Origin of the sequence: Streptomyces decoyicus (assembly GCF_019880305.1) — a bacterium.
GTDB classification, from domain to species: Bacteria; Actinomycetota; Actinomycetes; order Streptomycetales; family Streptomycetaceae; genus Streptomyces; species Streptomyces decoyicus.
Window position 1 is genome coordinate 5345757 of the sequence record NZ_CP082301.1, and the last position, 23556, is coordinate 5369312.

At 70.5% G+C, this 23556-nt stretch carries 20 protein-coding genes; 11 read left to right on the top strand and 9 right to left on the bottom strand.

Annotation, left to right across the window (positions count from 1 at the left end):
• Positions 1–89 precede the first annotated feature (89 nt).
• On the bottom strand, positions 90–1256 hold the full coding sequence (locus K7C20_RS23650) for a cytochrome P450 family protein (protein ID WP_030087766.1): 1167 nt from the start codon (positions 1254–1256) through the stop codon (positions 90–92).
• A gap of 346 nt (positions 1257–1602) precedes the next feature.
• Here K7C20_RS23650 and K7C20_RS23655 point away from each other — a divergent pair, with 346 nt between their 5' ends.
• Complete coding sequence (locus K7C20_RS23655) at positions 1603–2091, top strand: MarR family winged helix-turn-helix transcriptional regulator (protein WP_030087774.1); 489 nt, start codon at positions 1603–1605, stop codon at positions 2089–2091.
• Positions 2092–2216: 125 nt separating this feature from the next.
• On the opposite strand, the gene trhA is transcribed toward K7C20_RS23655, so the two are convergent.
• Positions 2217–2933 (bottom strand): PAQR family membrane homeostasis protein TrhA, encoded by a 717-nt coding sequence (trhA, locus tag K7C20_RS23660; RefSeq protein ID WP_030087776.1) that lies wholly within the window; start codon positions 2931–2933, stop codon positions 2217–2219.
• Between the two features lie 237 nt (positions 2934–3170).
• On the opposite strand from trhA, the gene K7C20_RS23665 reads away from it, so the two are divergent.
• Together K7C20_RS23665 and K7C20_RS23670 are read left to right on the top strand one after the other, a co-directional pair.
• Positions 3171–5000 (top strand): phosphoenolpyruvate carboxykinase (GTP), encoded by a 1830-nt coding sequence (locus K7C20_RS23665; RefSeq protein WP_030087778.1) that lies wholly within the window; start codon positions 3171–3173, stop codon positions 4998–5000.
• 166 nt (positions 5001–5166) lie between these two features.
• Positions 5167–6300: an L-talarate/galactarate dehydratase gene (locus K7C20_RS23670; protein ID WP_053209776.1), complete on the top strand. Its 1134-nt coding sequence runs from the start codon at positions 5167–5169 to the stop codon at positions 6298–6300.
• Between the two features lie 123 nt (positions 6301–6423).
• Here the strand turns inward: K7C20_RS23670 and K7C20_RS23675 are convergent, their stop codons facing one another.
• Together K7C20_RS23675 and K7C20_RS23680 are read right to left on the bottom strand one after the other, a co-directional pair.
• On the bottom strand, positions 6424–6879 hold the full coding sequence (locus K7C20_RS23675; RefSeq protein ID WP_030087783.1) for an SCO4983 family protein: 456 nt from the start codon (positions 6877–6879) through the stop codon (positions 6424–6426).
• A gap of 84 nt (positions 6880–6963) precedes the next feature.
• Complete coding sequence (locus K7C20_RS23680) at positions 6964–8175, bottom strand: pyridoxal phosphate-dependent aminotransferase (protein ID WP_030087785.1); 1212 nt, start codon at positions 8173–8175, stop codon at positions 6964–6966.
• Positions 8176–8382: 207 nt separating this feature from the next.
• On the opposite strand from K7C20_RS23680, the gene K7C20_RS23685 reads away from it, so the two are divergent.
• The gene (locus K7C20_RS23685; protein WP_053209775.1) at positions 8383–10317 is read left to right on the top strand and encodes a P-loop NTPase fold protein; all 1935 of its coding nucleotides are present in this window, start codon (positions 8383–8385) and stop codon (positions 10315–10317) included.
• Between the two features lie 24 nt (positions 10318–10341).
• On the opposite strand, the gene K7C20_RS23690 is transcribed toward K7C20_RS23685, so the two are convergent.
• Both K7C20_RS23690 and K7C20_RS23695 read right to left on the bottom strand, forming a co-directional pair.
• Positions 10342–11976 carry an N-acyl-D-amino-acid deacylase family protein gene (locus tag K7C20_RS23690; protein ID WP_053209774.1) on the bottom strand — a complete coding sequence of 545 codons (1635 nt, stop codon included), beginning with the start codon at positions 11974–11976 and terminating at the stop codon, positions 10342–10344.
• A 208-nt stretch (positions 11977–12184) separates the two neighbouring features.
• A complete protein-coding gene (locus tag K7C20_RS23695) occupies positions 12185–13474 on the bottom strand; it encodes an amino acid deaminase (protein ID WP_030084352.1) in 1290 nt (429 codons plus the stop codon).
• 313 nt (positions 13475–13787) lie between these two features.
• On the opposite strand from K7C20_RS23695, the gene K7C20_RS23700 reads away from it, so the two are divergent.
• The 4 genes from K7C20_RS23700 (at position 13788) to K7C20_RS23715 (ending at position 17845) form a co-directional block, all read left to right on the top strand.
• The gene (locus tag K7C20_RS23700) at positions 13788–14816 is read left to right on the top strand and encodes a sugar kinase (RefSeq protein ID WP_048829781.1); all 1029 of its coding nucleotides are present in this window, start codon (positions 13788–13790) and stop codon (positions 14814–14816) included.
• 177 nt (positions 14817–14993) lie between these two features.
• Positions 14994–15746 (top strand): IclR family transcriptional regulator, encoded by a 753-nt coding sequence (locus K7C20_RS23705; RefSeq protein ID WP_030084348.1) that lies wholly within the window; start codon positions 14994–14996, stop codon positions 15744–15746.
• Between the two features lie 31 nt (positions 15747–15777).
• A complete protein-coding gene (locus tag K7C20_RS23710; protein WP_030084346.1) occupies positions 15778–16188 on the top strand; it encodes a RidA family protein in 411 nt (136 codons plus the stop codon).
• Positions 16189–16369: 181 nt separating this feature from the next.
• Positions 16370–17845 carry a GntP family permease gene (locus K7C20_RS23715; protein ID WP_053209773.1) on the top strand — a complete coding sequence of 492 codons (1476 nt, stop codon included), beginning with the start codon at positions 16370–16372 and terminating at the stop codon, positions 17843–17845.
• 77 nt (positions 17846–17922) lie between these two features.
• Here the strand turns inward: K7C20_RS23715 and K7C20_RS23720 are convergent, their stop codons facing one another.
• Positions 17923–18411, bottom strand: coding sequence for a hypothetical protein (locus K7C20_RS23720; RefSeq protein WP_053209772.1), 489 nt, complete (start codon positions 18409–18411; stop codon positions 17923–17925).
• A 272-nt stretch (positions 18412–18683) separates the two neighbouring features.
• Between K7C20_RS23720 and K7C20_RS23725 the strand changes: the two genes are divergently transcribed.
• Both K7C20_RS23725 and K7C20_RS23730 read left to right on the top strand, forming a co-directional pair.
• Positions 18684–19535 (top strand): helix-turn-helix domain-containing protein, encoded by an 852-nt coding sequence (locus K7C20_RS23725; protein ID WP_222892655.1) that lies wholly within the window; start codon positions 18684–18686, stop codon positions 19533–19535.
• Between the two features lie 10 nt (positions 19536–19545).
• Entirely contained in the window at positions 19546–19737 is a 192-nt protein-coding gene (locus tag K7C20_RS23730) for a hypothetical protein (protein WP_030084338.1), read from the top strand.
• Positions 19738–19810: 73 nt separating this feature from the next.
• Here the strand turns inward: K7C20_RS23730 and K7C20_RS23735 are convergent, their stop codons facing one another.
• The gene (locus tag K7C20_RS23735) at positions 19811–21160 is read right to left on the bottom strand and encodes a M14 family metallopeptidase (RefSeq protein WP_053209771.1); all 1350 of its coding nucleotides are present in this window, start codon (positions 21158–21160) and stop codon (positions 19811–19813) included.
• A gap of 245 nt (positions 21161–21405) precedes the next feature.
• Between K7C20_RS23735 and K7C20_RS23740 the strand changes: the two genes are divergently transcribed.
• Positions 21406–22296, top strand: coding sequence for a trypsin-like peptidase domain-containing protein (locus tag K7C20_RS23740; RefSeq protein WP_030084334.1), 891 nt, complete (start codon positions 21406–21408; stop codon positions 22294–22296).
• A 132-nt stretch (positions 22297–22428) separates the two neighbouring features.
• Here the strand turns inward: K7C20_RS23740 and K7C20_RS23745 are convergent, their stop codons facing one another.
• Positions 22429–23430 carry a chitinase gene (locus tag K7C20_RS23745; RefSeq protein ID WP_030084332.1) on the bottom strand — a complete coding sequence of 334 codons (1002 nt, stop codon included), beginning with the start codon at positions 23428–23430 and terminating at the stop codon, positions 22429–22431.
• Positions 23431–23556: the final 126 nt, after the last annotated feature.

Below are 23556 nucleotides of genomic sequence, written 5' to 3' on the forward strand. Positions count from 1 at the left end.
CCGGGAGCCGGAAGCACGCGGGGGAGATATCCGGCTCTCCGGCTCTCCGGTGCTCCGGCTCTCCGGTTCGTCCCCCTGACGGACCGCCGTCAGCCGTGCAGGGCGACGGGGAGGGCGGTCAGCCGGCTCCCTTGCAGTCCACCGATGGTGGCCTGCCGGAGTTCCCCGAAGGGGACGGCGAGACGGGCCTCGGGGAAGCCGGTCCGCAGCACCGTGACCACGGCGCGCAGTTCGAGCCGGGCGAGTGGGGCGCCGATACAGAAGTGCGGGCCGGCGCCGAAGGTCAGGCCGGGTCCGGGGGAGCGGGCGGGGTCGGTGTTGATGCCCAGGATGTCGACGAGCACGGGGGCGCGGGCGGGGAGCCGTATCCCGGCGAGTGACAGCTCGGTGGTGGTGAAGCGCCAGAGGGTGAACGGGGCCGGCGGGTGCTGCCTCAGCGTCTCGTCGACCAGTGCGTCCCTTCCCCCTTCGTCCGAAGGGGCGGGGCGGGGACCGTCCGCGAGGGCGCGGGCGATCAGGGTGCCGAGGGCGGCGTCGGTGGTGAGTTGTCCGGCGAAGATCAACGCGAACAGGTGGTACCGGAGTTGGTCGCGGGTGGTGTGCGCGGGGGCCCGGTCGCGCAGCTCGGCGGCGAGTCCCCGGCCGTCGTCGCCGAGCCCGGAGGCGGCGAGCGCGGTGAGTGCGTCGATCGCCCTTTTCTGCTCGCCGGGTTGGTTGCCGAGCATCCGCCGGCAGGCATCGGCGGCCCGGTCGACCTCGCCGAGCGGGATGCCGAGCAGGTCGAGCAGGACGGTGAGCGGATAACGGGTGGTGAAAGCGGCCATCAGATCGACCACCGTGCGCTCGGCGGCGAGTTCGGTGAGCAGCTCCCGGGCGATCGCATGGACCCGGTCGGACTGCGCGCGGATCCGCTTGGCGTTGAGGAGCGGAGCATGGGCGCGTCGCAGTGCGGCGTGCTCGGGGCCGTCGAGGGTCGTGAGGGAGGGCTGCTCGGCGGCGGTCGGTTCCAGTCCGGCGGTGCGCCGGTCCCAGCCGGGAGGCGCGCACGCCGGGTCCTTGACGATCCGGGGGTCCGCGAGCACCTCGCGTGCCAGGGCGTCGTCGGTCACGATCCATGCCGGTCCGCCGGCCGGGGCGTCGACTTGGACGAGGGGACCGGCGGCACGCAGGGCGGCGTGCACCGGATCGGGCACGGTGAGGCCGCGGACGGTCGCGGCGAACGGGTCGATGCCGTCGAGGCGGGGAGCGTTCAGCATCAGGGCTCCATGGGTTGGTGGGGGCCGGGACGAGACGAGCGAGCGCGGTGACCACCGCGAAAAGGCAGCGCCTCAGGCGCGGCGGCGAGCGACCGGGCCATCGGCGGGTCGAAGCAGCAGAAACAGGTCAGGTCCCCGCTGCGCCGCCACGCCGAAGTGACTCCATGAGAGACAGCCCATGAGAAGGAACCTCCACGAGAAGGAACCTCCACGAGAAGGAACCTCCATGAGAAAGAATCTCCATGGTGAAGTAATTCCATGAGGAAGCTATGCTCACCGATGACCGATTGTCAACGCATGCGTCACCGACGGGACCGTCGGTGACGCAGGGAAGAGGGAGGCCCCCGTGGAGGAGCCGGTGCCCGGTGGTGTCGCTGCGCAGCGCGAGCGGCTGGCGGAAGGGCTCAGGGCCTATGGAGCGAGCTTCACCGAACTGGGCCGCCGCTTCGCCGCTCAGCTGGGCGTGCACTCCACCGACGCCTTCGCCCTGCTGGAGATCGCCACCGCCGAAGAACGGGGTGCCCCGCTGTCCCCGGCCCTGCTCAGCAGGCGTATCTCGCTGTCCTCGGGGGCCATGACCGCGCTGCTCAACCGCCTCGAACGCGCCGGATACGTCACCCGCACCCGCGAACACGCGGATCGCCGGATCGTCACCCTGCGCAGCAGTCCGCAGGTCACCGAGCTCGCCGACGCGTTCTTCGGCCCCGTCAACGCGCGCCAGGACGCCGTCCTGTCCCGGTACCCGTCCGAGCTGCTGGAACAGTTCGAGGCCGTCCTGCATCAACTGCACTCCGCCATGGACGTCCGGCCCACGTCACCGGACGGGGAGGCGTGACGGGCGATTGCCTGCCGCCGGTCCTGGGTGCCTTCCTGCCTCCGGACATGCGCGTGGCCGCGACCCCAGGGGTCGCGGCCACGATGGTGCGGGGCGTTGCTGCGGCTCAGGGCCGGGGTGCCGCCTCAGGCGTGTGAATAGGCCACCAGGGAGATCCCCACGTAGTGCACGACGAAGGCCGCCAGCGTGAACGAGTGGAAGACCTCGTGGAAGCCGAACCACTGCGGTGAGGGGTTGGGGCGCTTCATCCCGTAGATCACTCCGCCCGCGCTGTAGAGCAGCCCGCCGACGATGACGAGCACCAGGACGGCGACGCCGCCGGTGCGCAGGAAGTCGGGCAGGAAGAAGACCGCGGCCCAGCCCATGGCGATGTAGCAGGGGGTGTAGAGCCAGCGGGGGGCGCCGACCCAGAAGACCCGGAAGGCGATGCCGGCGAGGGCGGCCCCCCAGACCGCCCAGAGCAGCGCCTGGCCGCGGGACCCGGGCATGAGCAGCATCGTCAGCGGCGTATAGGTGCCCGCGATTATCAGGAAGATGTTCGCGTGGTCGAGCCGGCGCAGGACCCCGTCGGCCCGCGGGCCCCAATTGCCCCGGTGGTAAAGGGCACTGACCCCGAAGAGCAGGCAGGCGGTCAGGGTGTAGATGGCGCAGGCCAGACGGCCTCGGGGGCTGTCGGCGAGGGCGGTGAGTATGACGCCGGAGAGGAGGACGGCGGGGAACATTCCGGCATGGAGCCAGCCGCGCAGTTTGGGCTTGAGTGGCGCGGCCGCGGCGGCGACCGCCGCCATCGCGGGCGGCGCGGAGGAGGGCTTGCTCTCGGCGGCGTCGGGCGCGGAAGTCATGGCGCAATGCTACCTACGCAACCGTAAGTTACCGATTCGTGCCGAAGTGGTGACGGTCACGAAAGCGCCCTCTGGACAGAACTCTATCCGGGCCGGATGATCATATGAGTGCGGTCGGCACCGGATGAGCGGTCACGAAGCATCCGGGTCGCGGCCCCCAAGGGGCGACAAACAAAAGAAGCGGATTGTCCGGCAAGCCGGGTATACATCCGTCCACACCCTCATCTAGGAGCGATCGTGGCGCGCGACAACGCGGCTCCCACCCCCAAGCCCATCCCGACCCGTCACCAGGAGCTCACCTCCTGGGTCGACGAGATCGCGGCGATCACCCAGCCCGACCGGGTCGTCTGGTGTGACGGCTCGGAGGCGGAGTACGAGCGTCTGTGCGAGGAGCTCGTCGACAAGGGCACGTTCAAGAAGCTCGACCCGATCAAGCGACCGAACTCGTACTACGCGGCCTCCGACCCCTCGGACGTGGCGCGGGTCGAGGACCGCACCTTCATCTGCTCCGAGAAGGAGGAGGACGCCGGCCCGACGAACCACTGGAAGGCACCCGCCGAGATGCGGGAGATCTTCGCAGGTGAGAAGGGTATTTTCCGCGGTTCGATGCGCGGCCGGACGATGTACGTCGTCCCGTTCTGCATGGGCCCGCTCGGCTCCTCGCTCTCCGCGATCGGTGTGGAAATCACCGACTCCGCCTATGTCGCGGTCTCCATGCGCACCATGACGCGCATGGGGCAGCCGGTGCTCGACGAGCTCGGCGAGGACGGCTTCTTCGTCAAGGCGGTGCACACCCTCGGTGCCCCGCTGGCCGAGGGCGAGGCCGACGTGCCGTGGCCGTGCAACTCCACCAAGTACATCTCGCACTTCCCCGAGGACCGCGAGATCTGGTCCTACGGCTCGGGCTACGGCGGCAACGCCCTGCTCGGCAAGAAGTGCTACGCGCTGCGTATCGCCTCCGTCATGGCGCGTGACGAGGGTTGGCTCGCCGAGCACATGCTGATCCTCAAGCTCACCCCGCCGCAGGGCGAGCCCAAGTACGTCGCCGCCGCCTTCCCGTCCGCCTGCGGCAAGACCAACCTCGCGATGCTGGAGCCCACGATCTCCGGCTGGACCGTCGAGACCATCGGCGACGACATCGCCTGGATGCGCTTCGGCGAGGACGGCCGCCTCTACGCGATCAACCCCGAGGCCGGATTCTTCGGCGTCGCGCCCGGCACCGGCGAGCACACCAACGCCAACGCCATGAAGACGATGTGGGGCAACTCCGTCTTCACCAACGTCGCGCTGACGGATGACGGCGACGTGTGGTGGGAGGGCATGACCGAGGAGAAGCCCGCGCACCTGACCGACTGGAAGGGCAACGACTGGACGCCGGAGTCCGAGACCCCGGCGGCCCACCCCAACGCCCGCTTCACCGTCCCGGCCGGCCAGTGCCCGATCATCGCGCCCGAGTGGGAGGACCCCAAGGGCGTGCCGATCTCGGCGATCCTCTTCGGTGGCCGTCGCGCCAGCGCCGTGCCGCTGGTGACCGAGTCGCTGACCTGGCAGCACGGCGTCTTCCTCGGCGCCAACGTCGCCAGCGAGAAGACCGCGGCGGCCGAGGGCAAGGTCGGCGAGCTGCGCCGCGACCCGTTCGCCATGCTGCCGTTCTGCGGTTACAACATGGGCGACTACATGGGGCATTGGGTCAAGGTCGGTGCCGACAAGGACCAGGCCAAGCTGCCGAAGATCTACTACGTCAACTGGTTCCGCAAGGACGACAAGGGCCGCTTCGTGTGGCCGGGCTTCGGCGAGAACGGCCGGGTGCTCAAGTGGATCGTCGAGCGGCTGGACGGCAAGGCCGAGGGCGTCGAGACGCCCATCGGTGTGCTGCCGGCGAAGGGCTCGCTCGACACCGAGGGCCTGGACCTGTCCGACGCCGAGCTCGACTTCCTGCTCACCGTCGACAAGGACGTGTGGCGCGAGGAGGCGGCGCTGATCCCCGAGCACCTCAACACCTTCGGTGACCACACGCCGAAGGAGCTGTGGGACGAGTACCGCGCACTGGTCCAGCGGCTCGGCTAGTCACCGCTGCGCACACCGCCAGGCCGGGGCCCCGCACGTACGGTGCGGGGCCCCGGCTCGTTTGCGGGGCTTCGGCGCCCCGCCGGCGTCCTGCTCCAGCGTTCTCATCCTTGAACAGAGTTCGGACTCTTGACCCTGTGTGGGGTGCCGGTCGAGGCTGAGGGTCATGACCCTCACCACTGATCGCATCGTGACCGTCAGCGTCTCCTTCGTCCGGCTCCCGTTGCCCGAGCCGGTCAGTGACGCCAAGGTGCTCACGGGCCGGCAGAAACCGCTCGTCGAGGTCGCGTTGGTCTTCGCGCGGATCGTCACCGAGGCCGGGCTGACGGGGCTGGGTTTCGGGTATGCGAAGCGGGCGGGCGGTCCCGGGCTGTATGCGCACGCCCGCGAGATAGCGCCGGAGCTGATCGGCGAGGACCCCAGCGACATCGGGCGGCTCTGGCGGAAGCTGGTCTGGGCCGGCGCCTCGATGGGCCGCAGCGGGCTGGCCGTTCAGGCCGTCGCCGCCTTCGACATCGCCCTGTGGGACCTCAAGGCGCGGCGCGCGGGCCTGCCGCTCGCCAAGCTCCTCGGTGCCCACCGCTCCGCCGTGCCCTGCTACAACACCTCCGGCGGCTTTCTCTCCCTGCCCGTCGAACAGGTCCTGGAGAACGCCGATACGGCGCTGGCGCGGGGCATCGGCGGCATCAAGATCAAGGTGGGGCAGCCCGACCCGGCGGCCGACCTCCGGCGCGTCGAGACGGTACGCGGTCACCTCGGCGACGGCGTCCCGATGATGGTGGACGCCAATCAGCAGTGGGACCGGGCCACCGCCCAGCGGATCGGGCGGACCCTGGAACAGTTCCAACTGGCCTGGATCGAGGAGCCGTTGGATGCGTACGACGCCGAGGGGCATGCCGCGCTGGCGGCGTCGCTCGATACCCCGGTGGCCACCGGCGAGATGCTCACCGGCGCCGAGGAGCACACCCGGCTGATCGAGGCGGGCGCCGCGGACTTCGTCCAGCCGGACGCACCGCGGGTCGGTGGGATCACCCCGTTCCTGCGGGTGATGGCGCTCGCGGACCACAAGGGGCTGAGCCTGGCGCCGCACTTCGTGATGGAGGTCCATCTGCATCTGGCCGCGGCCTACCCGGGGACCGCCTGGGTCGAGCACTTCGACTGGCTGGAGCCGCTGTTCCAGGAGCGGCTGGAGCTGCGCGACGGCCGGATGTGCGTACCGGACCGGCCGGGGCTGGGCCTCTCGCTGAGTGACCGGGCGATGGCCTGGACCGTGGAACGGTGCGAGGCGTCGGCCGGTTGAAGAAGGTCCGGCCGGGATGGGCCGGTGGAGTGACGCCGGGACCGGGTGCGGGGGCGGCCGAGGGGGCACGGGCCCGTCCTGGGCCCGCGGTTCACGCCGCGGACCGTCCGTCCCGCCCGCGGCTCACGCCGTGGCGAGGTCCCGGTCCCGCAGCGGTGCGGCATGGGCCTCCATGCGCTCCGCCGTCAGCGCCATCGCCGCGGCATCGCCACGGGACGTGGCGACCGCCAGGGCGTTGCCCGCGAGGGTGTGGGCGCGCTGGTGAAGGGCCTCGGTCCGGGACGGGCTGCTGTCGTCGGAGGGCTCGGCACGCAGCGGGTAGTGGCCACCGTTCAGCCGCGCGACCTGCTCGGCGATGCGCTCGGCCGCGGCGGCCAGCGCGGCACCGTCCGACGCGGCACCGTCCGGGGTGCCGCCGGCGTCCCGGACGGCCCGTGCGTGCAGCTCGTCGGTGACGGTGAGCAGCGCGGTCAGCTGTCCGGCGAGCCGGATGTCCAGCTCCTCCTCGCGGGAGCGGTGCGGAACCTCCGGGGCGGCGGCCATGGTGTGGACCGACTTGGTGCGGATCGGTTCGTACATGGGACGGCCTCCTGAAGACGTCTAGGAGGCCATCCTAGCTTAGACACTGTCTAAAGTTGTGGACTGTATAGAAATCGCTCCGGCTCAGTACTGTCCGTAACCGTCGAGGAAGGAGCCGATGCGGGTGACGGCATCCGTCAGGTCGTCCTTGCTGGGCAGGGTGACCAGGCGGAAGTGATCCGGCTCCGGCCAGTTGAAGCCGGTGCCGTGGACGATCATGATCTTCTCGGCGCGCAGCAGATCGAGCACCATCTGCCGGTCGTCCTTGACCTTGTAGACGTGGGGGTCCAGCCGGGGGAAGGCGTACAGCGCGCCCTTCGGCTTGACGCAGCTGACGCCGGGGATCTGCGTCAGCAGCTCGTACGCCGTGTCGCGCTGCTCCAGCAGCCGGCCGCCGGGCAGCACCAGCTCGTTGATCGACTGACGGCCGCCGAGGGCGGTGGCCACCGCGTGCTGGGCCGGCATATTGGCGCACAGCCGCATGTTGGCGAGGATCGTCAGCCCCTCGATGTACGAGGAGGCGTGCGCCTTCGGGCCGCAGACCGCCATCCAGCCGCTGCGGTAGCCCGCCACCCGGTACGACTTCGACAGCCCGTTGAAGGTCAGGGTCAGCAGGTCGGGGGCGAGCGAGGCGAACGGGGTGTGGGTGACGCCGTCGTAAAGGATCTTGTCGTAGATCTCGTCGGCGCAGACGATGAGGTTGTGCCTGCGGGCTATCTCCGCGATGCCGCGCAGCAGCTCGTCGTCATATACGGCACCCGTGGGGTTGTTGGGGTTGATGACGACGATGGCCTTGGTGCGGTCGGTGACCTTGCGCTCGATGTCGGCGAGGTCCGGCATCCAGTCGGCCTGCTCGTCGCAGCGGTAGTGCACGGCCGTGCCGCCGGAGAGGGAGACGGACGCCGTCCACAGCGGGTAGTCCGGGGCCGGTACCAGCACCTCGTCGCCGTCGTCCAGCAGCGCCTGCATCGACATCTGGATCAGCTCGGAGACGCCGTTGCCGAGGTAGATGTCGTCGACGGAGAGGTCGATGCCCTTGGTCTGGTAGTGCTGCATCACCGCGCGGCGGGCGGAGAGCAGGCCCTTGGCGTCGCCGTAGCCGTGTGCCGTGCCGACGGACCGGAGGATGTCCTCCAGGATCTCGGGCGGGCACTCGAAGCCGAACGCCGCCGGGTTGCCGGTGTTGAGCTTGAGGATGCGGTGACCCGCCGCCTCCAGCCGCATGGCCTCCTCGAGCACCGGGCCACGGATTTCGTAGCAGACGTTGGCGAGCTTCGTTGACTGGATCACCTGCATGTCCGCCACCTTACGGCCGCGTAACGGCACCCGCCCGGTGTTTTTCCCCACGTTGGTCAGCGGACGGTGTGGGGTGTGTCACGCGTAGTGACGCTCTGTGGCCGGTCGTCGCGGTGCCGCTCCCGGGGGCACTGCTGATTCCGCGGCGCCCGGTGATTCCGCGGAGTGCCGGGCGGGCGGGAGCGCGGCTCGGTACGCTCCGGGCGCATGTCCACCTCGGCGCCCTTACCCCCGCCCGTCTCGCCGTTCTCCGGTACGCCCGCCCCCTCGCCGCGCGGCCCCTTCGTGCTGCTCAACGACGAACCGGTGGCCGAGTCCGGCGCGGATCTGCTCGGCGTCGGCCGGGCCGCCCGCCAGCTGGCCGGGCTGCTGGTCGCCTCCCGCGCCTCCACCCCGTTCACGCTCGCCGTCGACGCCGGCTGGGGGATGGGCAAGAGCAGCTTGATGCGGCTGGTCGACGCGGAGCTGGCACACGCCCCCGAGGTGCACACCGTCTGGTACAACGCCTGGACCTCCCAGGGCGCCGATGCGCTGGAGGGGCTGATCAAGTCCGTCCTGATGCGGTTCGACCGGCGGGTGCTGCGGCGGGCGCTGCAACGGATCTCCGAGCGGCGTGCGCTGCTGCGGGCCGTCCGCGCGGTGACGACGGTCGCCGCCGGGCCGCTCGGGGCGGCCGGACTGGTCGACGAGCTGTGGAAGACCCTGTCCGTCAACTCCCAGGCCCGCAACGAGATGCGCGGTGCGATCGGCGAACTGGTGCAGGAGTGGTCGCAGACCGATGACTTCCGGCCGCGCCGGCTGCTGGTCGTCTTCATCGACGACCTCGACCGCTGTCCGGAGGAGACGGTGCTCGCGGTCTGTGAGGCGGTGAAGGTCTATCTGGACGTGCCGGGCCTGGAGTTCGTCATCGGGTGCGACCGGTCGGCGCTGGCGCCCAACGGGCTGTTACGCGATCTGTCCCCCGCCGCCTCGGCGTTCATGGAGAAGATCTTCCAGACGAGCTACCGCATTCCGGTGGCGGACCAGCAGGGCGTGCGGGCGTACATCGACTGGTGCGCCCGGACCGTCGGGATCGATCAGCTCCTGGACGAGCGGCTGACCACGATGCTCGCGGAGCGCTCGGCCCGTAACCCCCGCCGCATCAAGCGCCTGGTGAACGGCTTCGTGCTGGAGGCGACGCTCAATCCGATGTGGGACGACTTCGCGCCCGAGGCGGTGGTCAGGACGTTGCTGCTCCAGTACTTCTACCCCGACTTCTACCGGATGGTGGCCGGGGCCGCCGGGTCCGGCGCGGGCGATGTGATCGCCGAGTTCCGTACCTACCGGGAGGTGCGCCGCCTGCTGCGGACGCCCGACCCGATCCCCGTGGCGGAGCTGTCGACGGTGACCCGCTTCCTGCGGGAGCACGACCTGCCGGAACAGGACGCGGACGGCCGGGACGCGATGCTGAGCCGGCTGGAGCGCCAACTGCCCAGCGGCTTCCCGGAGATGGTGCGCGACCAGGAGTTCACCTCGCTGATCGACGGCTTGGTGGCGCTGCCCCGGTCCGAGGAGCTGCTGCGGCGCTTGCGCGAGGGGGCCGAGCTCCCGGCCGCTGTGGAGCCGGAGCCCGCCGCGTACGTCCAGTCGCTCCCGCCTCGGGCGCAGCCGCCGGCGGGGGCGTACGGGGCGATGCCGGCGGGGGCGTACGGGGCGATGCCGGCGGGGGCGTACGGTGCGATGCCGGCGGGCCGGGCGGCGACGCCCCGCGCGGACGTCGCGCCGCTGCGGTATGTGCGCATCCTCTGGGTGGACGACCACCCGCGGAACAACGAGTCCCTGGTCAACGCCTTCCGGGCGGCGGGTGCGGTGGTGCGGATCGCCGAGGATTCCGCAGCCGCCGACGCCGCCCTCGCCGTCGAGCGGCCGACGCTGATCGTCTCCGACATCGAGCGGGACGGCAATCCACGGGAGGGCCTGGAGCACCTGGCACGCCTGCGGCGCGACGGCCGCTACGACGGCCCGTTCGTCTTCTACGCGGGCCGTGTCACCCCGGAACGTTCGGCGGTGGCCGAGGAGTTGGGGGCGCATCTGACGAGCAGCGGACCCGAGATCGAGCTGCTGGTCCTGCGCGCGGCCGAGGCGGAACGGCCCCTTCCCTGACCCGGGCCGGGGCAGGGGGCACGTCTACCCCCGGCCCGCCGCCGTCCGCCGTACCGCCCGCCCCGCCAGGACATCCGTCCGCCGGCCGTCCGCCATCACGAACCGGCCGTCGATCAGGACGTGCGGAATGCCGGCGGGCAGGGTGCGCGGGGCGTCGAAGGTGGACCCGGCGGCGACCGTTCCGGGGTCGAAGAGGACCAGGTCGGCGCGGTAGCCCTCCCGGACGAGACCGCGGTCGGGGAGCCGCAGGCGGGCGGCCGGGCGGCCGGTCAGATGGGCGACGCACTCCTCCAGCGACAGCACCCCCAGCTCGCGGACGTACCGGCCGAGGTACTGGGGGAAGGTGCCGTACGCGCGCGGATGCGGCTTGTGGCCCTGGAGGATGCCGTCGCTGCCGCCGGTGTGCACCCGGTGGCGCATGATCCGGCGGACGTTGTCCTCGTGGCCGACGTGCTGGAGGATCGTCGAGCCCAGGCGGTCCTCGATCAGCAGACGCCGGGCGGTCGCCCACGGCTCCTCGCCGCGCTCCGCCGCGCTGCCGGCGAGCGTCTTGCCGACGTAGCCGTCCAGAGCGGGGTCCGCGACACCGGAGATCTCGATGGTGTCCCATTCGATGGGCACGCCGTGACAGCCGTCCGCGCCCTCCACCTCCATGACCCGGCGGATCCGCTCGGCCGTCGCGTCGTCCCGGAGGCGGTCCAGGATCGCCGCCGGGCCGCCCTCGCTCGCCCAGCTCGGCAGCATCGCGACCAGGGTCGTACAGCCGGGGGTGTAGGGGTAGGTGTCGAGAGTGATGTCCGCGCCGGCGTCCAGCGCGCCGTCCAGGAGCGTGAGCAGCTCGGGCGCGCGGCCCTTGTTGACGCCGAAGTTCATGGTGGCGTGCGCCAGATGCAGCGCACAGCCGGCCTCACGGGTGAGGGCCACCATCTCCTCGTACGCCTGGAGGGCGCCCGCCCCGTAGGAGCGGTGGTGCGGGCAGTAGTAGCCGTCGTAGCGGGCCACCACCCGGCACAGTTCGGTCAGTTCCGCGTCGGAGGCGTACATGCCGGGGGTGTAGGTCAGGCCGGAGGAAAGCCCCACCGCGCCCTGTTCCAGGCCCTCGGCGACCAGTTGCTTCATCCGCGTCAGCTCGTCGGGGGTGGCGGGACGGTCGTCCCAGCCGAGGGCGAGCATCCGGACGGTGCCCTGCGGGATGAGGTAGGCGGCGTTGACGGCGATGCCGTTGCCGTCGAAGCCGTGGTCGAGGCGGTCGAGGTAGCCGCCCACCGTGCGCCAGCTGAAGTCGACCGAGGTGTCGCCGGGGCCGCCGCCGTTCCAGCCGGTGATCTGGGTCCGGACCTCGGCGAGGGTCCGGTCGTCGACGGGCGCGTACGACAGGCCGTCCTGGCCGAGGACTTCGAGGGTCACGCCCTGGGCGGCCTTCGCCTCGTGCGCGGGGTCACGCAGCAGCGCGAGGTCGCTGTGCGCATGCATATCGATGAAGCCGGGGGAGAGGGCGAGGCCGTGGCCGTCCACCACGCGGGCGGCGCCCGGCCGCGGGCCGCCGTCCGTCTCGCGGTGGATCCCGGCGATCCGGCCGTCGGCCAGGGCGACATCGGCGCGGTAGGACGGACCGCCGGACCCGTCGATGACGCGTACGTCGCGGAGCACGGTGTCCATGGCGGGGACTGCCTTTCTCGGTGCCTGGGCCGATGTGCCGCGGCCCCTCGGGAGGGGGACCAGGAGCCGTGGGGCCTTCGGTCCTCGGTGCCCCGGCCACGGGGCGGGGGGCCGGCGGTGCGCGCCGCGGGGGATCGGCACGCACCGCCGGGGTCGGGAGGGGGCGGGCAGGTCCTTGCCCCCTGGTCTGGAAGAAGGTGCGGATGGTCTAGAAGAAGGTGCGGATGAAATCGGTGACCGTGCCGTCCTGTTCGACCAGCGGGATCAGCTGCCACTTGTCGAAGGACGTGCACGGGTGCGACAGGCCCAGCCCGACCCAGTCACCGACCTCCAGGTCGCCGGCGCGCTCGGTGGAGACCCAGGCGTGCTGGTCGGACAGGCCGGTGACGGTGACCCCGTCCGCCGGGCGCAGGGTGCCGTCCCGGCCGGACCGTACGACCTGGGCCTCCGGCAGATGGAGGTCGTAGGCGGCGTCGCGCTTGCCCGCGTTGAGGAACGCCTGCTCGGGGGTGGGGCGGGAGACGACCTGCGCCCACAGGCGGAAGGCGGGCTGCAGGGCGCCCTCCTCCGGGACGCGGTTGAAGGGGGTGAGCTTGCGGTACTGGCCGTCGTCGTGCGAGACATACGCGCCCGAGCGCAGCAGTTTGAGGACCGGCGCGGACAGCTCGGGGATCTCGGCGAAGACATCGGCGACCGCGTCGAACCAGGCGCTGCCGCCGGCGCTGATGACGATCCGGTCGAGGTCGGTGAACCGGCCCGCCTTGTCGAACTGCACGGCCAGGGCGACCAGTCGGCGCAGCCAGGCGGTCACCCGCTCGGGGGTGGCGTCGGGCACCTCGCCCTCGTAGCCGGCGACGCCGACCAGGCGGAGGGTGTCCACCCCCGCGATGGCATCGGCGAGTTCGAGGCATTCGGCCTCGGTACGCACGCCGGTACGGGCGCCCTCGCCGGCGCCGAGCTCGACGACGACATCCACGGGGCGGGTGGCGCCGGCCTCGCGCAGTGCGGTGTCCATCAGCTCGATGCCGCGCAGCGAGTCGACGTAGCACATGAAGCGGAAGTCGGGGTCGGCGGCGAGCTCGGCGGCGAGCCAGCGCAGCGCGGCCGCGTCCACGACCTCGTTGGCCAGGAAGATCCGCTCGATGCCGTAAGTGCGGTAGACGCGGGCCTGGTGGGGGACGGCGGCGGTGATGCCCCAGGCGCCGTGCTCCAGCTGGCGGGCGAAGAGCTGCGGAGCCATGCAGGTCTTGCCGTGCGGGGCGAAGGCCAGACCGTGCCGGGTGGCGTAGGTCTCCATGAGGGCCAGGTTGTGTGCGACCGACTCGGCGGAGAGGGCGAGGACGGGGGTGGTGAACCCATCGCTGAAGAGGTTGCGGCGCTCGGCGGCCAGTTGGCCGACGGTGCGGCCCTCGGCGTCCGGGGGGAGTGCCTTGAAGCGGTGGTCGACCCGCTCGTCCGCGAGTCCCTCGAGTCCCTGCGCGAGCCGTTCGCCGGCCATGGGGCCTCCTCAAAGATCCTTGTTGCACTCTCTGCAACACTCATTGCGCATATCGCTTACGGCTGTCTAACATCCGAGCCATCGCCCGGTCAATGGTGAGGAGCGCGGCGGGCAACGGCCGGAACGCCGTGCGGCCCACGGCCGGAACCCGGCCGCGGCCCGCGGCCGTCACCCGGCTGCGGCACACCTCCCGGGCATGCACCACAGCGAAGGAGCGAAACCGATCGTGACCAGGTCCTCGAACGCCGGCGACACCCCCGCCCCGGACGGCTCACCCGTCCCGGACGTCGACGTCGTCTGTCTCGGCGAGTCCATGGTCACCTTCCTGCCGACCCGGCCCGGACGGCTCGCCGACGTACCGTCATTCGACCGCGCCATCGGCGGCGCCGAATCCAACGTCGCCTGCACCCTCGCCCGCACCGGCCACACCGCGCGCTGGATCTCCCGGGTCGGCACCGACGGCTTCGGCGACCACCTCCTGGCCGCCATCGCCGACTGCGGCGTCGACACCCGCCATGTCCGGCGTGACCCGCTGCGCCCCACCGGCATCTACTTCCGCACCGCGGGGGACCGCGCCACCGACACCCACGAGGTCGCCTACTACCGCGCCGGTTCCGCCGCCTCCGCCATGACGGCGGCGGACATGGACCCGGCGGCGATCCGCTCCGGCCGGATCCTGCACCTGTCCGGCATCACGGCGGCGCTGTCCAAGGGCTGCCTCGGCCTGATGCGTGAGCTGACCGCCCGCCGCCCGGGGCGCCCGCTCCTCTCGTTCGACGTCAACTACCGGCCGGGCCTGTGGCGCGAACCGGCGCAGGCACGGGCCCTGCTCGAACTGGCGCGAGGCGCGGACATCGTCTTCGTGGGCGACGACGAGGCCCGGGACGCCTGGGGCCTGCACGGGGCACGGGCCATCGGCGCAGCGCTGCCGGAACCGGACATCCTGGTCGTCAAGCAGGGTGGGGGCGGAGCCACCGTGTTCCAGCGCACCGGAATGACGGACCGCCGCTGCGATGACGCCGCCGCGTCCACCGCCACCTTCGTCCCCTCCCTGAACGTCGACCTCGTGGCGGCCACCGGAGCCGGCGACGCCTTCGCCGCCGGATTCCTCTCCGCCACCCTGCGCGGTCTCCCCGTCCGCACCCGCATCCGCCACGGCCACCTGTGGGCGGCCGCCGCCCTCACCGTCCCCGGCGATCTCGCGACCCCGCCGGACCGCGCGCACGCCGACCGCCTGGCGGATCTCGACGACGAGGCCTGGGGGAGACTGCACCTCGGCCCGGGCTGGACCGCAGCCGACGCATCCGGCCGCAGGGCCGACGAGGAGGTACGTACGCGGTGAACGAGCGAAGCGTGGGGGTCCCCCCTGCCGAAGGCCGGGGGAGAACCATCGAGAGGTGCGCCCCTGGCGACGACAGGGCCGGACGAAGCGAGGTTGCGGCATGAGCGAGCGGAGCGAGCGGGTCATCGGACGGTGCGTGCTGAGCGAATGCGAAGCCTCGCGGAGCGAGGTTTCGGCATGAGCCAGACCGTCGACCGCGCGCTGAGCATCCTGCCGCTGCTCGCCGAGGGACCCGCCGACCTGGGACAGGTCGCCGACCGGCTCGGCGTGCACAAGTCCACGGCCCTGCGGCTGCTGCGCACCCTCCACGAACACGGCCTCGTCTACCGCCAGTCCGACCAGCGCTACCGCCTCGGCGCCCGCCTCTTCGCCCTCGCCCAGCAGGCCGTCGAGAACCTCGACGTCCGCGAGATCGCCCACCCCCACCTCCTCGCCCTCAACGAGAAGTGCGGACACACCGTCCACCTCGCGGTCCACGAGGAGAACGAGGTCCTCTACATCGACAAGGTCGAGAGCCGCTACCCGGTCCGGATGTACTCCCGGATCGGCAAGCCCGTCGCGATCACCGTCGCCGCGGTCGCCAAGCTGCTCCTCGCCGACCTGCCCGAACCCGAGCGCCGCGCCCTCGCGGAGAAGCTCGACTACCCCCTCTACACGTCCCGTTCGACCCCGCACGCCACGGCGTTCCTCGCCGAACTGGCCAAGGTCCGCGAACAGGGCTGGGCCACCGACCTCGGTGGCCACGAGGAGTCCATCAACTGCGTCGCGGCCCCCATCCGCGGCGCGGACGGGCGCCTGGTCGCCGCCATGTCGGTCTCCGCGCCGAATGTCGTCGTCACCGCCGAGGAACTCCTCACACTGCTCCCGCTGGTACGCCGCACCGCCGACACCATCAGCCGGGAGTACTCCGGAACCGCAATTCCCCAGTAACCACTGGTCCCGTACAGGAAGCCTGAACACCATGACCGAGAAGATCGCGCTCACCCCGGCCACCCACACCACCCCGCCCGCGAAGTTCTCCCACGGCGTCAAGAAGGGCAACATCCTTCAGGTCGCCGGCCAGGTCGGCTTCCTCCCCGCCGTCGAGGGCCAGGCCCCCACCCCGGCCGGCCCCACCCTGCGCGAGCAGACCCTCCAGACGTTCGCCAACGTCCAGGCCATCCTCGAAGAGGGCGGCGCGAGCTGGGACGACGTCATGATGATGCGCGTCTACCTCACCGACGTGGATCACTTCGCCGAGATGAACGAGATCTACAACGCCTACTTCGAGGAGCAGGGCCTCAAGGAGGCACCCTCCGCCCGTACGACCGTCTACGTCGGTCTGCCCAAGGGCCTGCTCATCGAGATCGACGCCCTCGCGGTCCTGAGCTGAGGCACAAGAACCCTTGCCCCGCCTGCCGTTAGCGCCACCCCGAGCGCACTGTTCGCCGCACGGCACGGCGCCCCGTACCGACGGGGCGCCGTGCCGCGGACCCCCCTGCCTGGAGATGCCTTCCAGGGGACACCCCCCGGACCCCCCGGGAACCGCCCCTGCCTGACAACGGAGTCACCCCATGTTCCTCGCCGCCACGCCCGCCACCCCGCCACCACCACCCCACACCGGTGGACTGCTCGCCCTGATACCGGGCACCGCGGGACTTCTGACGGTCGCCGCCCTGGGCATCGCCCTGCTCCTCGTCCTGATCATCAAGGTCCGGCTACAGCCGTTCGTGGCGCTGCTGACCGTCTCCATCGCGGTGGGCCTGGCCGCCGGGCTCTCCGTCACCGAACTCTTCGGCACGGTCCAGAAATCCGACGCCGTCTCGATGATCGAGACCGGTATGGGCGGCATCCTCGGGCACGTCGCCATCATCATCGGCCTGGGCACCATGCTCGGCGCGATCCTCGAAGTCTCCGGCGGCGCCGAGGTGTTGAGCTCCCGGCTGCTCCGCCTCTTCGGCGAGAAGCGCGAACCGCTCGCCATGGGCCTGACCGGACTGATCTTCGGCATCCCGGTCTTCTTCGACGTCGGCATCTTCGTCCTGGCGCCGATCGTCTACGCGGCGGCCAAGCGCAGCGGCAAGTCGATCCTGCTCTACTGCATGCCACTCCTCGCGGGCCTGTCCATGACCCACGCCTTCCTGCCGCCGCACCCCGGCCCGGTCGCCGCCGCCGGTCTGTTCAAGGTCGACCTCGGCTGGGTCATCCTCATGGGCATCCTCTGCGGTATCCCGGCGGTGCTCGCCGCCTGGGGCTACGCGGCCTGGATCGGCAGGCGCCTCTTCGTCCCCGTCCCGCAGGACATGGTCGAGGCGGCGGACGAAGCCAAGGCCGCGGTCACCGCGGAGAAGGCCGCGGCCGGCGTCAAGCGCGACGAGGCGCCGGTCCCCCTGGGCACCGTCCTCACCATCATCGGCACCCCGCTGCTCCTCATCCTCCTGGCGACCTTCTCCTCCATCGCCATGGCCCCCTCGGCCGGCCGCTCGGTGATCGAGTTCTTCGGCCACCCCTTCGTCGCCCTGACGATCGCCCTGCTGATGTCGTACTACCTGCTGGGCATCCGCCGCGGCTGGTCCCGCAAGTCCCTGGAGACCGTCTCCACCGCCTCGCTCAAGCCCGTCGGCAACATCATCCTGGTCGTCGGCGCCGGCGGGATCTTCGGCGCCGTCCTCAAGGGCAGCGGTGTGGCCACCGCCCTCTCCGACACCTTCCACAACGTCGGCCTCCCGGTCATCGTCCTCGCCTACCTCCTCTCCCTCGTCCTGCGCGTCGCCCAGGGCTCGGCCACGGTCGCCATCGTCACCACGGCCGGCATCGTCGTCCCCCTCGTCGAGGGCCAGGGCATGTCACAGGCCCACCTGGCGCTGATCATCATGGCGATCTCGGCGGGGTCGATCTTCGCTTCGCATGTGAACGACGGGGGGTTCTGGATGGTGAGCAAGTACTTCGGCATCTCGGAGCGGGACACCCTGAAGTCCTGGACCGTCCTGGAATCGGTGCTCTCGGTCGCCGGGTTCGCGGTGGCGGCACTGGTGAGCCTGGCCGTGTAGCCGCTGGTGGCGGGCTTCCCGCCACCGTCTCCGTACGTATGCCGATGGGGCGCCCGGCACCGGGCGCCCCATCGGAATCACGCCGCGCGCCCGTATGCCCGTGCCCCTTCCCGCGGCAGCACGGCCCACATCCGCGTCCCGTCGCCGGGCTCCTGCGACGACCCGAATCCCCACTCGCCATCGCAGGCCTCCATCACGCAGGCCAGCAGCAAGAGCAGGGACCGACGCCTGCCGTCGCAGGCTGCCGCGAGGCGGCGGTGGGTATGGCGCGGGTGCCCGTCGTAAAGGCTGACGCGCAGTGCGTCGTCGCGATAGCGCAGCGACAGGCAGACGCTGTCGGACGGCGTGAACAGACAAGCGCAGGCGGCGAGTTCACCGATCACCTGGATCGCGGCGGCGGTCACGTCGTACAGGGCGTGCGCTTCCAGGATCGTACGGGCGGCAGAGCGCGCGACGGCCGGACTGGCGAGCGCGGCGGGAAGAGTGAGGCTGTAGGCCAGGTTTTCCGGCACGCGAGGGGTGCGGGTGTCGAGGGGGTGCGGGCAGACGGTCACGGCTGCGGGCATGGCAACTCCCTGTTGCAGAGGGTTCGTTGATGGCACGGCAGTCAGTGGCCTGTCTCCCTGGCGCGGGCCCGCCTCTCCCAGGGGAGGAGGTCGCGGGCAGGCTCGCGCGATGCGCTTCCGACTGCGTGGAGCGTAAGCGTTGCGTTACTGACTGTAGGGAGCGCGCTGGCATGTTGTCTACCTCAGTGGGGGGTAATTACCCCCAGTCGAGATGGACTGGCGTGGTCGCGCAGAGGCAGACTGACCCCGACCACCGTGCGAGAAGGGGCTGTATGCCGACCAGGACCACACCAACGGTGCGCCAGAAGCGACTTGGTGCCGAGCTGCGCAAGATGCGTCTCGCTGCCGGGGTCGCCACCGATTACGCCGCGGGGCTGTTGGGCATCGACCGGACGCGGATCTCTAACATGGAGGGCGGCATCAGGCCGGTCTCCCCTGATCGTGTGCGCACTCTGGCCTGCAACTACGCCTGCCCGGACGAGTCGTACGTCGACGCCCTGGTCGACATGGCGGCGAACCAAGAGCGCGGCTGGTGGGAGCAGTACCGGGGCACGCTCGCCGCCGGGCTGTTGGACATCGCGGAGCTCGAATGGCATGCCGCACACATCAGTACAACGCAGACGGTCCACGTTCCGGGGCTGTTCCAGACCGAGGACTACGCCCGAGCCGTCTTCACCGCCGTCTTGCCGCCTCCCACACGACTCGAAATCGAATTGCGCGTCGCCCACCGCATGGAGCGCCAGCAGGTCTTCGAGCGGCCTGTGCCACCCACCTATGTGGCATATGTCCACGAGGCGGCGCTGCGTATGAGGTTCGGCGGAGCCGACGTCATGCGCCACCAGCTCAAGCATTTGTGCCAGGCATCGGAACGCCAGGGAGTAAACGTGCGGGTCCTCCCGGTGGATGTGGGCGCGTTCCCCGGAGCTGGATACGCTCTCCTGTACGCCGGCGGCGTCGTGCCTCAGCTCGACACGGTGCAACTGGACTCTGCCCACGGCCCGGAATTCACGCACGCCGAAGCCCAGCTCGCGAAGTACCGCGCCCACCTGGACTGGATGGACAACGCGTCGCTGTCGGCCCCGGCTTCGCGTGACTTCATCCGCAACATCGAGCGCTCACTCTAGGAAGGTCACCATGCGAGACATCAGCTGGGAAGAGCCCTACTGCGGCGAAGGCAACAACTGCTTCCGCATAGGAACCGACGAGCAGGGCAACGCCTACATTGCCGTGGCGGGTGCCGAAGACGCCCACGTCACCGACACCCGCGAGGCTCTCCGCACTCTCATCCGCGAGATAAAGGCCGGCAAGGCTGACCACCTGCTCTAGGTGTGTCCGCCCTGGGCCGGGCGGGCCGCGCCGCGGTGGCGCGCGCCCGCCTTTCGTCGCGGCAAGTGGTGCGTCAACTGCCCTTGCAGTACTGCGCTTCCTTGCCGATCGCCCGGTAGACGCAGTCCGCGACCTCCACCAGCCGCAGTACCGCCTCCCGGTTGCGCGACGTCTCCTTCGGGATCACCGAGTCCCGCGGGTAGAAGCCGCCGGAGCCGAAGGAGGACGGGTACATCTCAAACGTGTAGGCGAAGATCTTCTGGTCCCCCCACAGCCAGTCGTCGATCGAGCCGTCGGTGATGTACAGGTCGCTGGACTGTTCCGGGGTGTAGCCGTTGGTGGCGGCCATGTCCTTGCCGATGGTGGCGAAGGTGTCGTGGTCGTCCTGGGTCATGCCGGGGCCGGTGTCGTCGTCGGTGAAGCCGAAGGGCCAGAGGACCAGTTCGCTGTAGGTGTGGAAGTCGATGGCGGCCTTGATCTGCTGCTTGCCGCCGACGACGCGACCGTGGACGAATTTCGAGACCACCTGGACCTCGGGGGCCGAGGCGGCGGAGCGGCCGCGGTAGGTCTCGGAGGAGGGGCTGGACGACGAGCCGCCGCAGCAGCCCCACTTGAAGTCCCAGTTGCGGTTGAGGTCGGTGCCGACGCTGCTTGATCCGGCGTTGGGCTGGCGGTTCTTGCGCCAGCTGCGGAACGAGCCGGAGGCGATGTCGTAGGCGCCGCCGTCCGGGTTCAGGTCCGGGATGATCCAGATCTCGCGGGAGTCGAGCATCTTGGTGATGCGGGGGTCGGTCCCGTACTTCGAGGTGAACTCGTTCAGGAGGTACAGGGACATCTCGACGGTGAGGTGTTCCCTGGCGTGCTGGTGGGCGGTGAAGAGGACCTCGGGCTCCGCCTCGTCCTGGGCGGCGTTCTTGCTGAGCTTGAGGGCGAGCAGGGGGCGGCCCTCGTGGGAGGTGCCGATGGCCTGCTTGGTGAGGAGGTCCGGGTACTTGGCGACGAGGGCGTCGATCTCCTTCGTGGCCTCGTCGTAGGTGTGGTACTTCGTGTAGCCGGAGGGGAAGTCCTTGACCCGGGTCCCGGGGGCCGCGGGCGCGGCGGCCGGAGGGGCGGGCAACAGGCGCAGTGGGTAGCCGAGTTGGCGGGCGGCGGCGGCCTGGGTGCGGTTCGCCGTGATGACGGCCTTGTGGCCGTGGACCTCGTCGAGGGTGGCGCCGGTCGCGGCGAGGGCGGTGCGCTGGGCGGGCGTGGCGGGGCCGGTCACCTCGTACTGACGGGGGAGTTCGGTGCGTTCGACGGCGTCGGCGGTGGGCTCTTCGGAGGGGGCTTCCTGCGCCTGGGCGGCGGCTATCGGGGCGGCGAGCGCGAGGGTGAGGAGCGCGGCGAGGACGGTGCTGCGTCCGCCGCGGATACGTGGTCGCATGCGGTCTCCTGTGGGGTGTGAGGCGAAGCGACACCGTCAGTTATGAGGGGTTGGCATGGCCGGGTCAAGGCGTGGAACGGCCAGATGCGGGACCGGCGGCGGGCCGTGACGGTTACGGCGAACTCGGCAACTTCCCATCGTTTCCAGCAAATTCATTGCCTCGGGCGGCCGTGGCGCCAACAATGCGCACGACAAAACCGAAGCCCCTGAAGGGACTTCGGTGACAGAAGCTGAGAGGACCCCACATGAATCGACCTCTCGTCGGCACCCTGGCCACGGCCGTGCTGGGAGCCGCAGCCCTGGTGGGCACCGTCGGAACGGCCCACGCGGCGCCGCAGCACAGGGCGCAGCAGCCCCAGCAGCAGCACCTCAAGCAGCACAGGACCAAGGCGGTGGACTTCGCCGGCACCGTCGCGCTGAGCAACTGCTCCGGCTCCGTTGTCCGGATGCCCACCTCGCAGGCGAACGACCCGGCCCTGGTGATGTCCAACGGCCACTGTCTGGAAAGCGGTATGCCCGGCGCCGGCGAGGTCATCGTCGACCAGCCGTCCAGCCGTAGCTTCACCCTGCTCGACAAGTCGGCCGGCCGGGCGGGCACGATCAAGGCCACCAAGATCGCGTACGCCACGATGACCGACACCGACGTCTCGCTCTACGAGACCTCCTCGACCTACGCCCAGATCGAGCAGAAGTACGGGATCAAGCCGCTGGAGCTGGCCACCGCCCACCCCACCAAGGGCGCGGCGATCAGCGTCGTCTCCGGCTACTGGAAGAAGATCTACTCCTGCAACATCGACGGATTCGTGCCCACCCTCAAGGAGGGCGACTGGACCTGGAAGGACTCGGTCCGCTACACCCCGCAGTGCAAGACGATCGGCGGCACGTCCGGCTCACCGGTGATCGACACCACGACCGGCAAGGTCGCGGCCATCAACAACACGGGCAACGAGGACGGCGAGAAGTGCACCGTCAACAACCCGTGCGAGGTGGACGAGAACGGCAACGTCACTGTTCACCAGGGCATCAACTACGCCCAGGAGACGTACGGGATACCGAAGTGCTTCGGTGTCGGCAACAAGCTGGACCTGAGTGCGGCCGGGTGCGCGCTGCCGAAGCCGGCCGCCACCCGTAGGTGAGCACGCAGTAGGTGAACGCCAGGTCCCGTGCACGGGGTGCGCGGGACCTGGCGGTGTGTGGGGGGTGGTGCCGGGGCGCCGGCGGAGGACGCGGCGCGGGAGGGACGGTGTTTGCGGGGGAGGCGGGGCCCGTTACGGGAGGCCGTGGACGTGGGCGCCCACCTGGCGGGCGAATGCGTCGCCGCCCGCGGCGTCCCAGTTGGTGGACCAGGTCATCGCACCGCGCAGACCGGGGTAGGTCTTGGACGGCTTGAAGGAGCCGCAGCTTGTGCCCTGGGTGAGGCAGTCCAGGGCGGCGTTGACGACCGACGGGGCGACATAACCGCTGCCGGCCGCGCGGGAGGAGGCCGGTACGCCGATGCCGACCTGGGACGGTTCGAGCCCGCCCGCCAGCTGGATACAGGCGAGCGAGGTCAGGAAGTCGACCGAGCCCTGGGAGTAGACCTTGCCGTCGCAGCCGTTCATCGAACCGCTGTTGTAGTACTGCATGTTGACGACGGTCAGGAAGTCCTTGATGCCGAGCGCCGTCTTGAAGTACTCGTTCTGCGGTGACTGCATATCGATGGTCTGCGGGGCCATGGTCACCACGACGTCGCCGTGCTGGGCATGGACGGCCTTCAGCGCCTGAGTCATGTACGTCGCGTTGAGGCCGTTCTCCAGGTCGATGTCGACGCCGTCGAAGCCGTAGGCGTCCATCAGGCCGCTGAGGGAGTCGGCGAAGTTCCTGGCGGAGGCGTCGTCGTTGACGGACACGGCGCCCTTCTCGCCGCCGACGGAGAGGATCACCGACTTGCCGGCCGCCTGCTTCGCCTTGATGTCCGCCTTGAATTCGTCGGTGGAGCCATAGCCGACGGCCGGGTCGAGGTGGAAGTCGACGGCGCCGGGCGTCCCGGTCGCCTCGGCGAACGAGACCGCGATGATGTCATAGGCGTCGTCGACGTCCTTCAGTTTCTGCACCGTGGCGCCGTTGTTGAAGTTCTGCCAGTAGCCGGTGACGGCGTGCCGGGGAACGGCGGCGGTGTGTGCGGCGGGGGACGGCCGGGGGTGGTCCCCGGATGCGTGGGCGGTGCCCGCCGCGAGGATTCCGGCCGAGGTCAGGGCCGTGGCGGTGAGTCCGGCCAGAAGTCTTGCCATCAGCCTGTTCCTGGACGTGCCTGATCGTGCGCGAACCACGGCTGCCTCCGTGTGGGGGAAGGGGAGAGGGAGTGGTGCGGATGCGCGTTTCAGGGGCCCCTGCGCGTGCCGTACAACGTGGTCCAG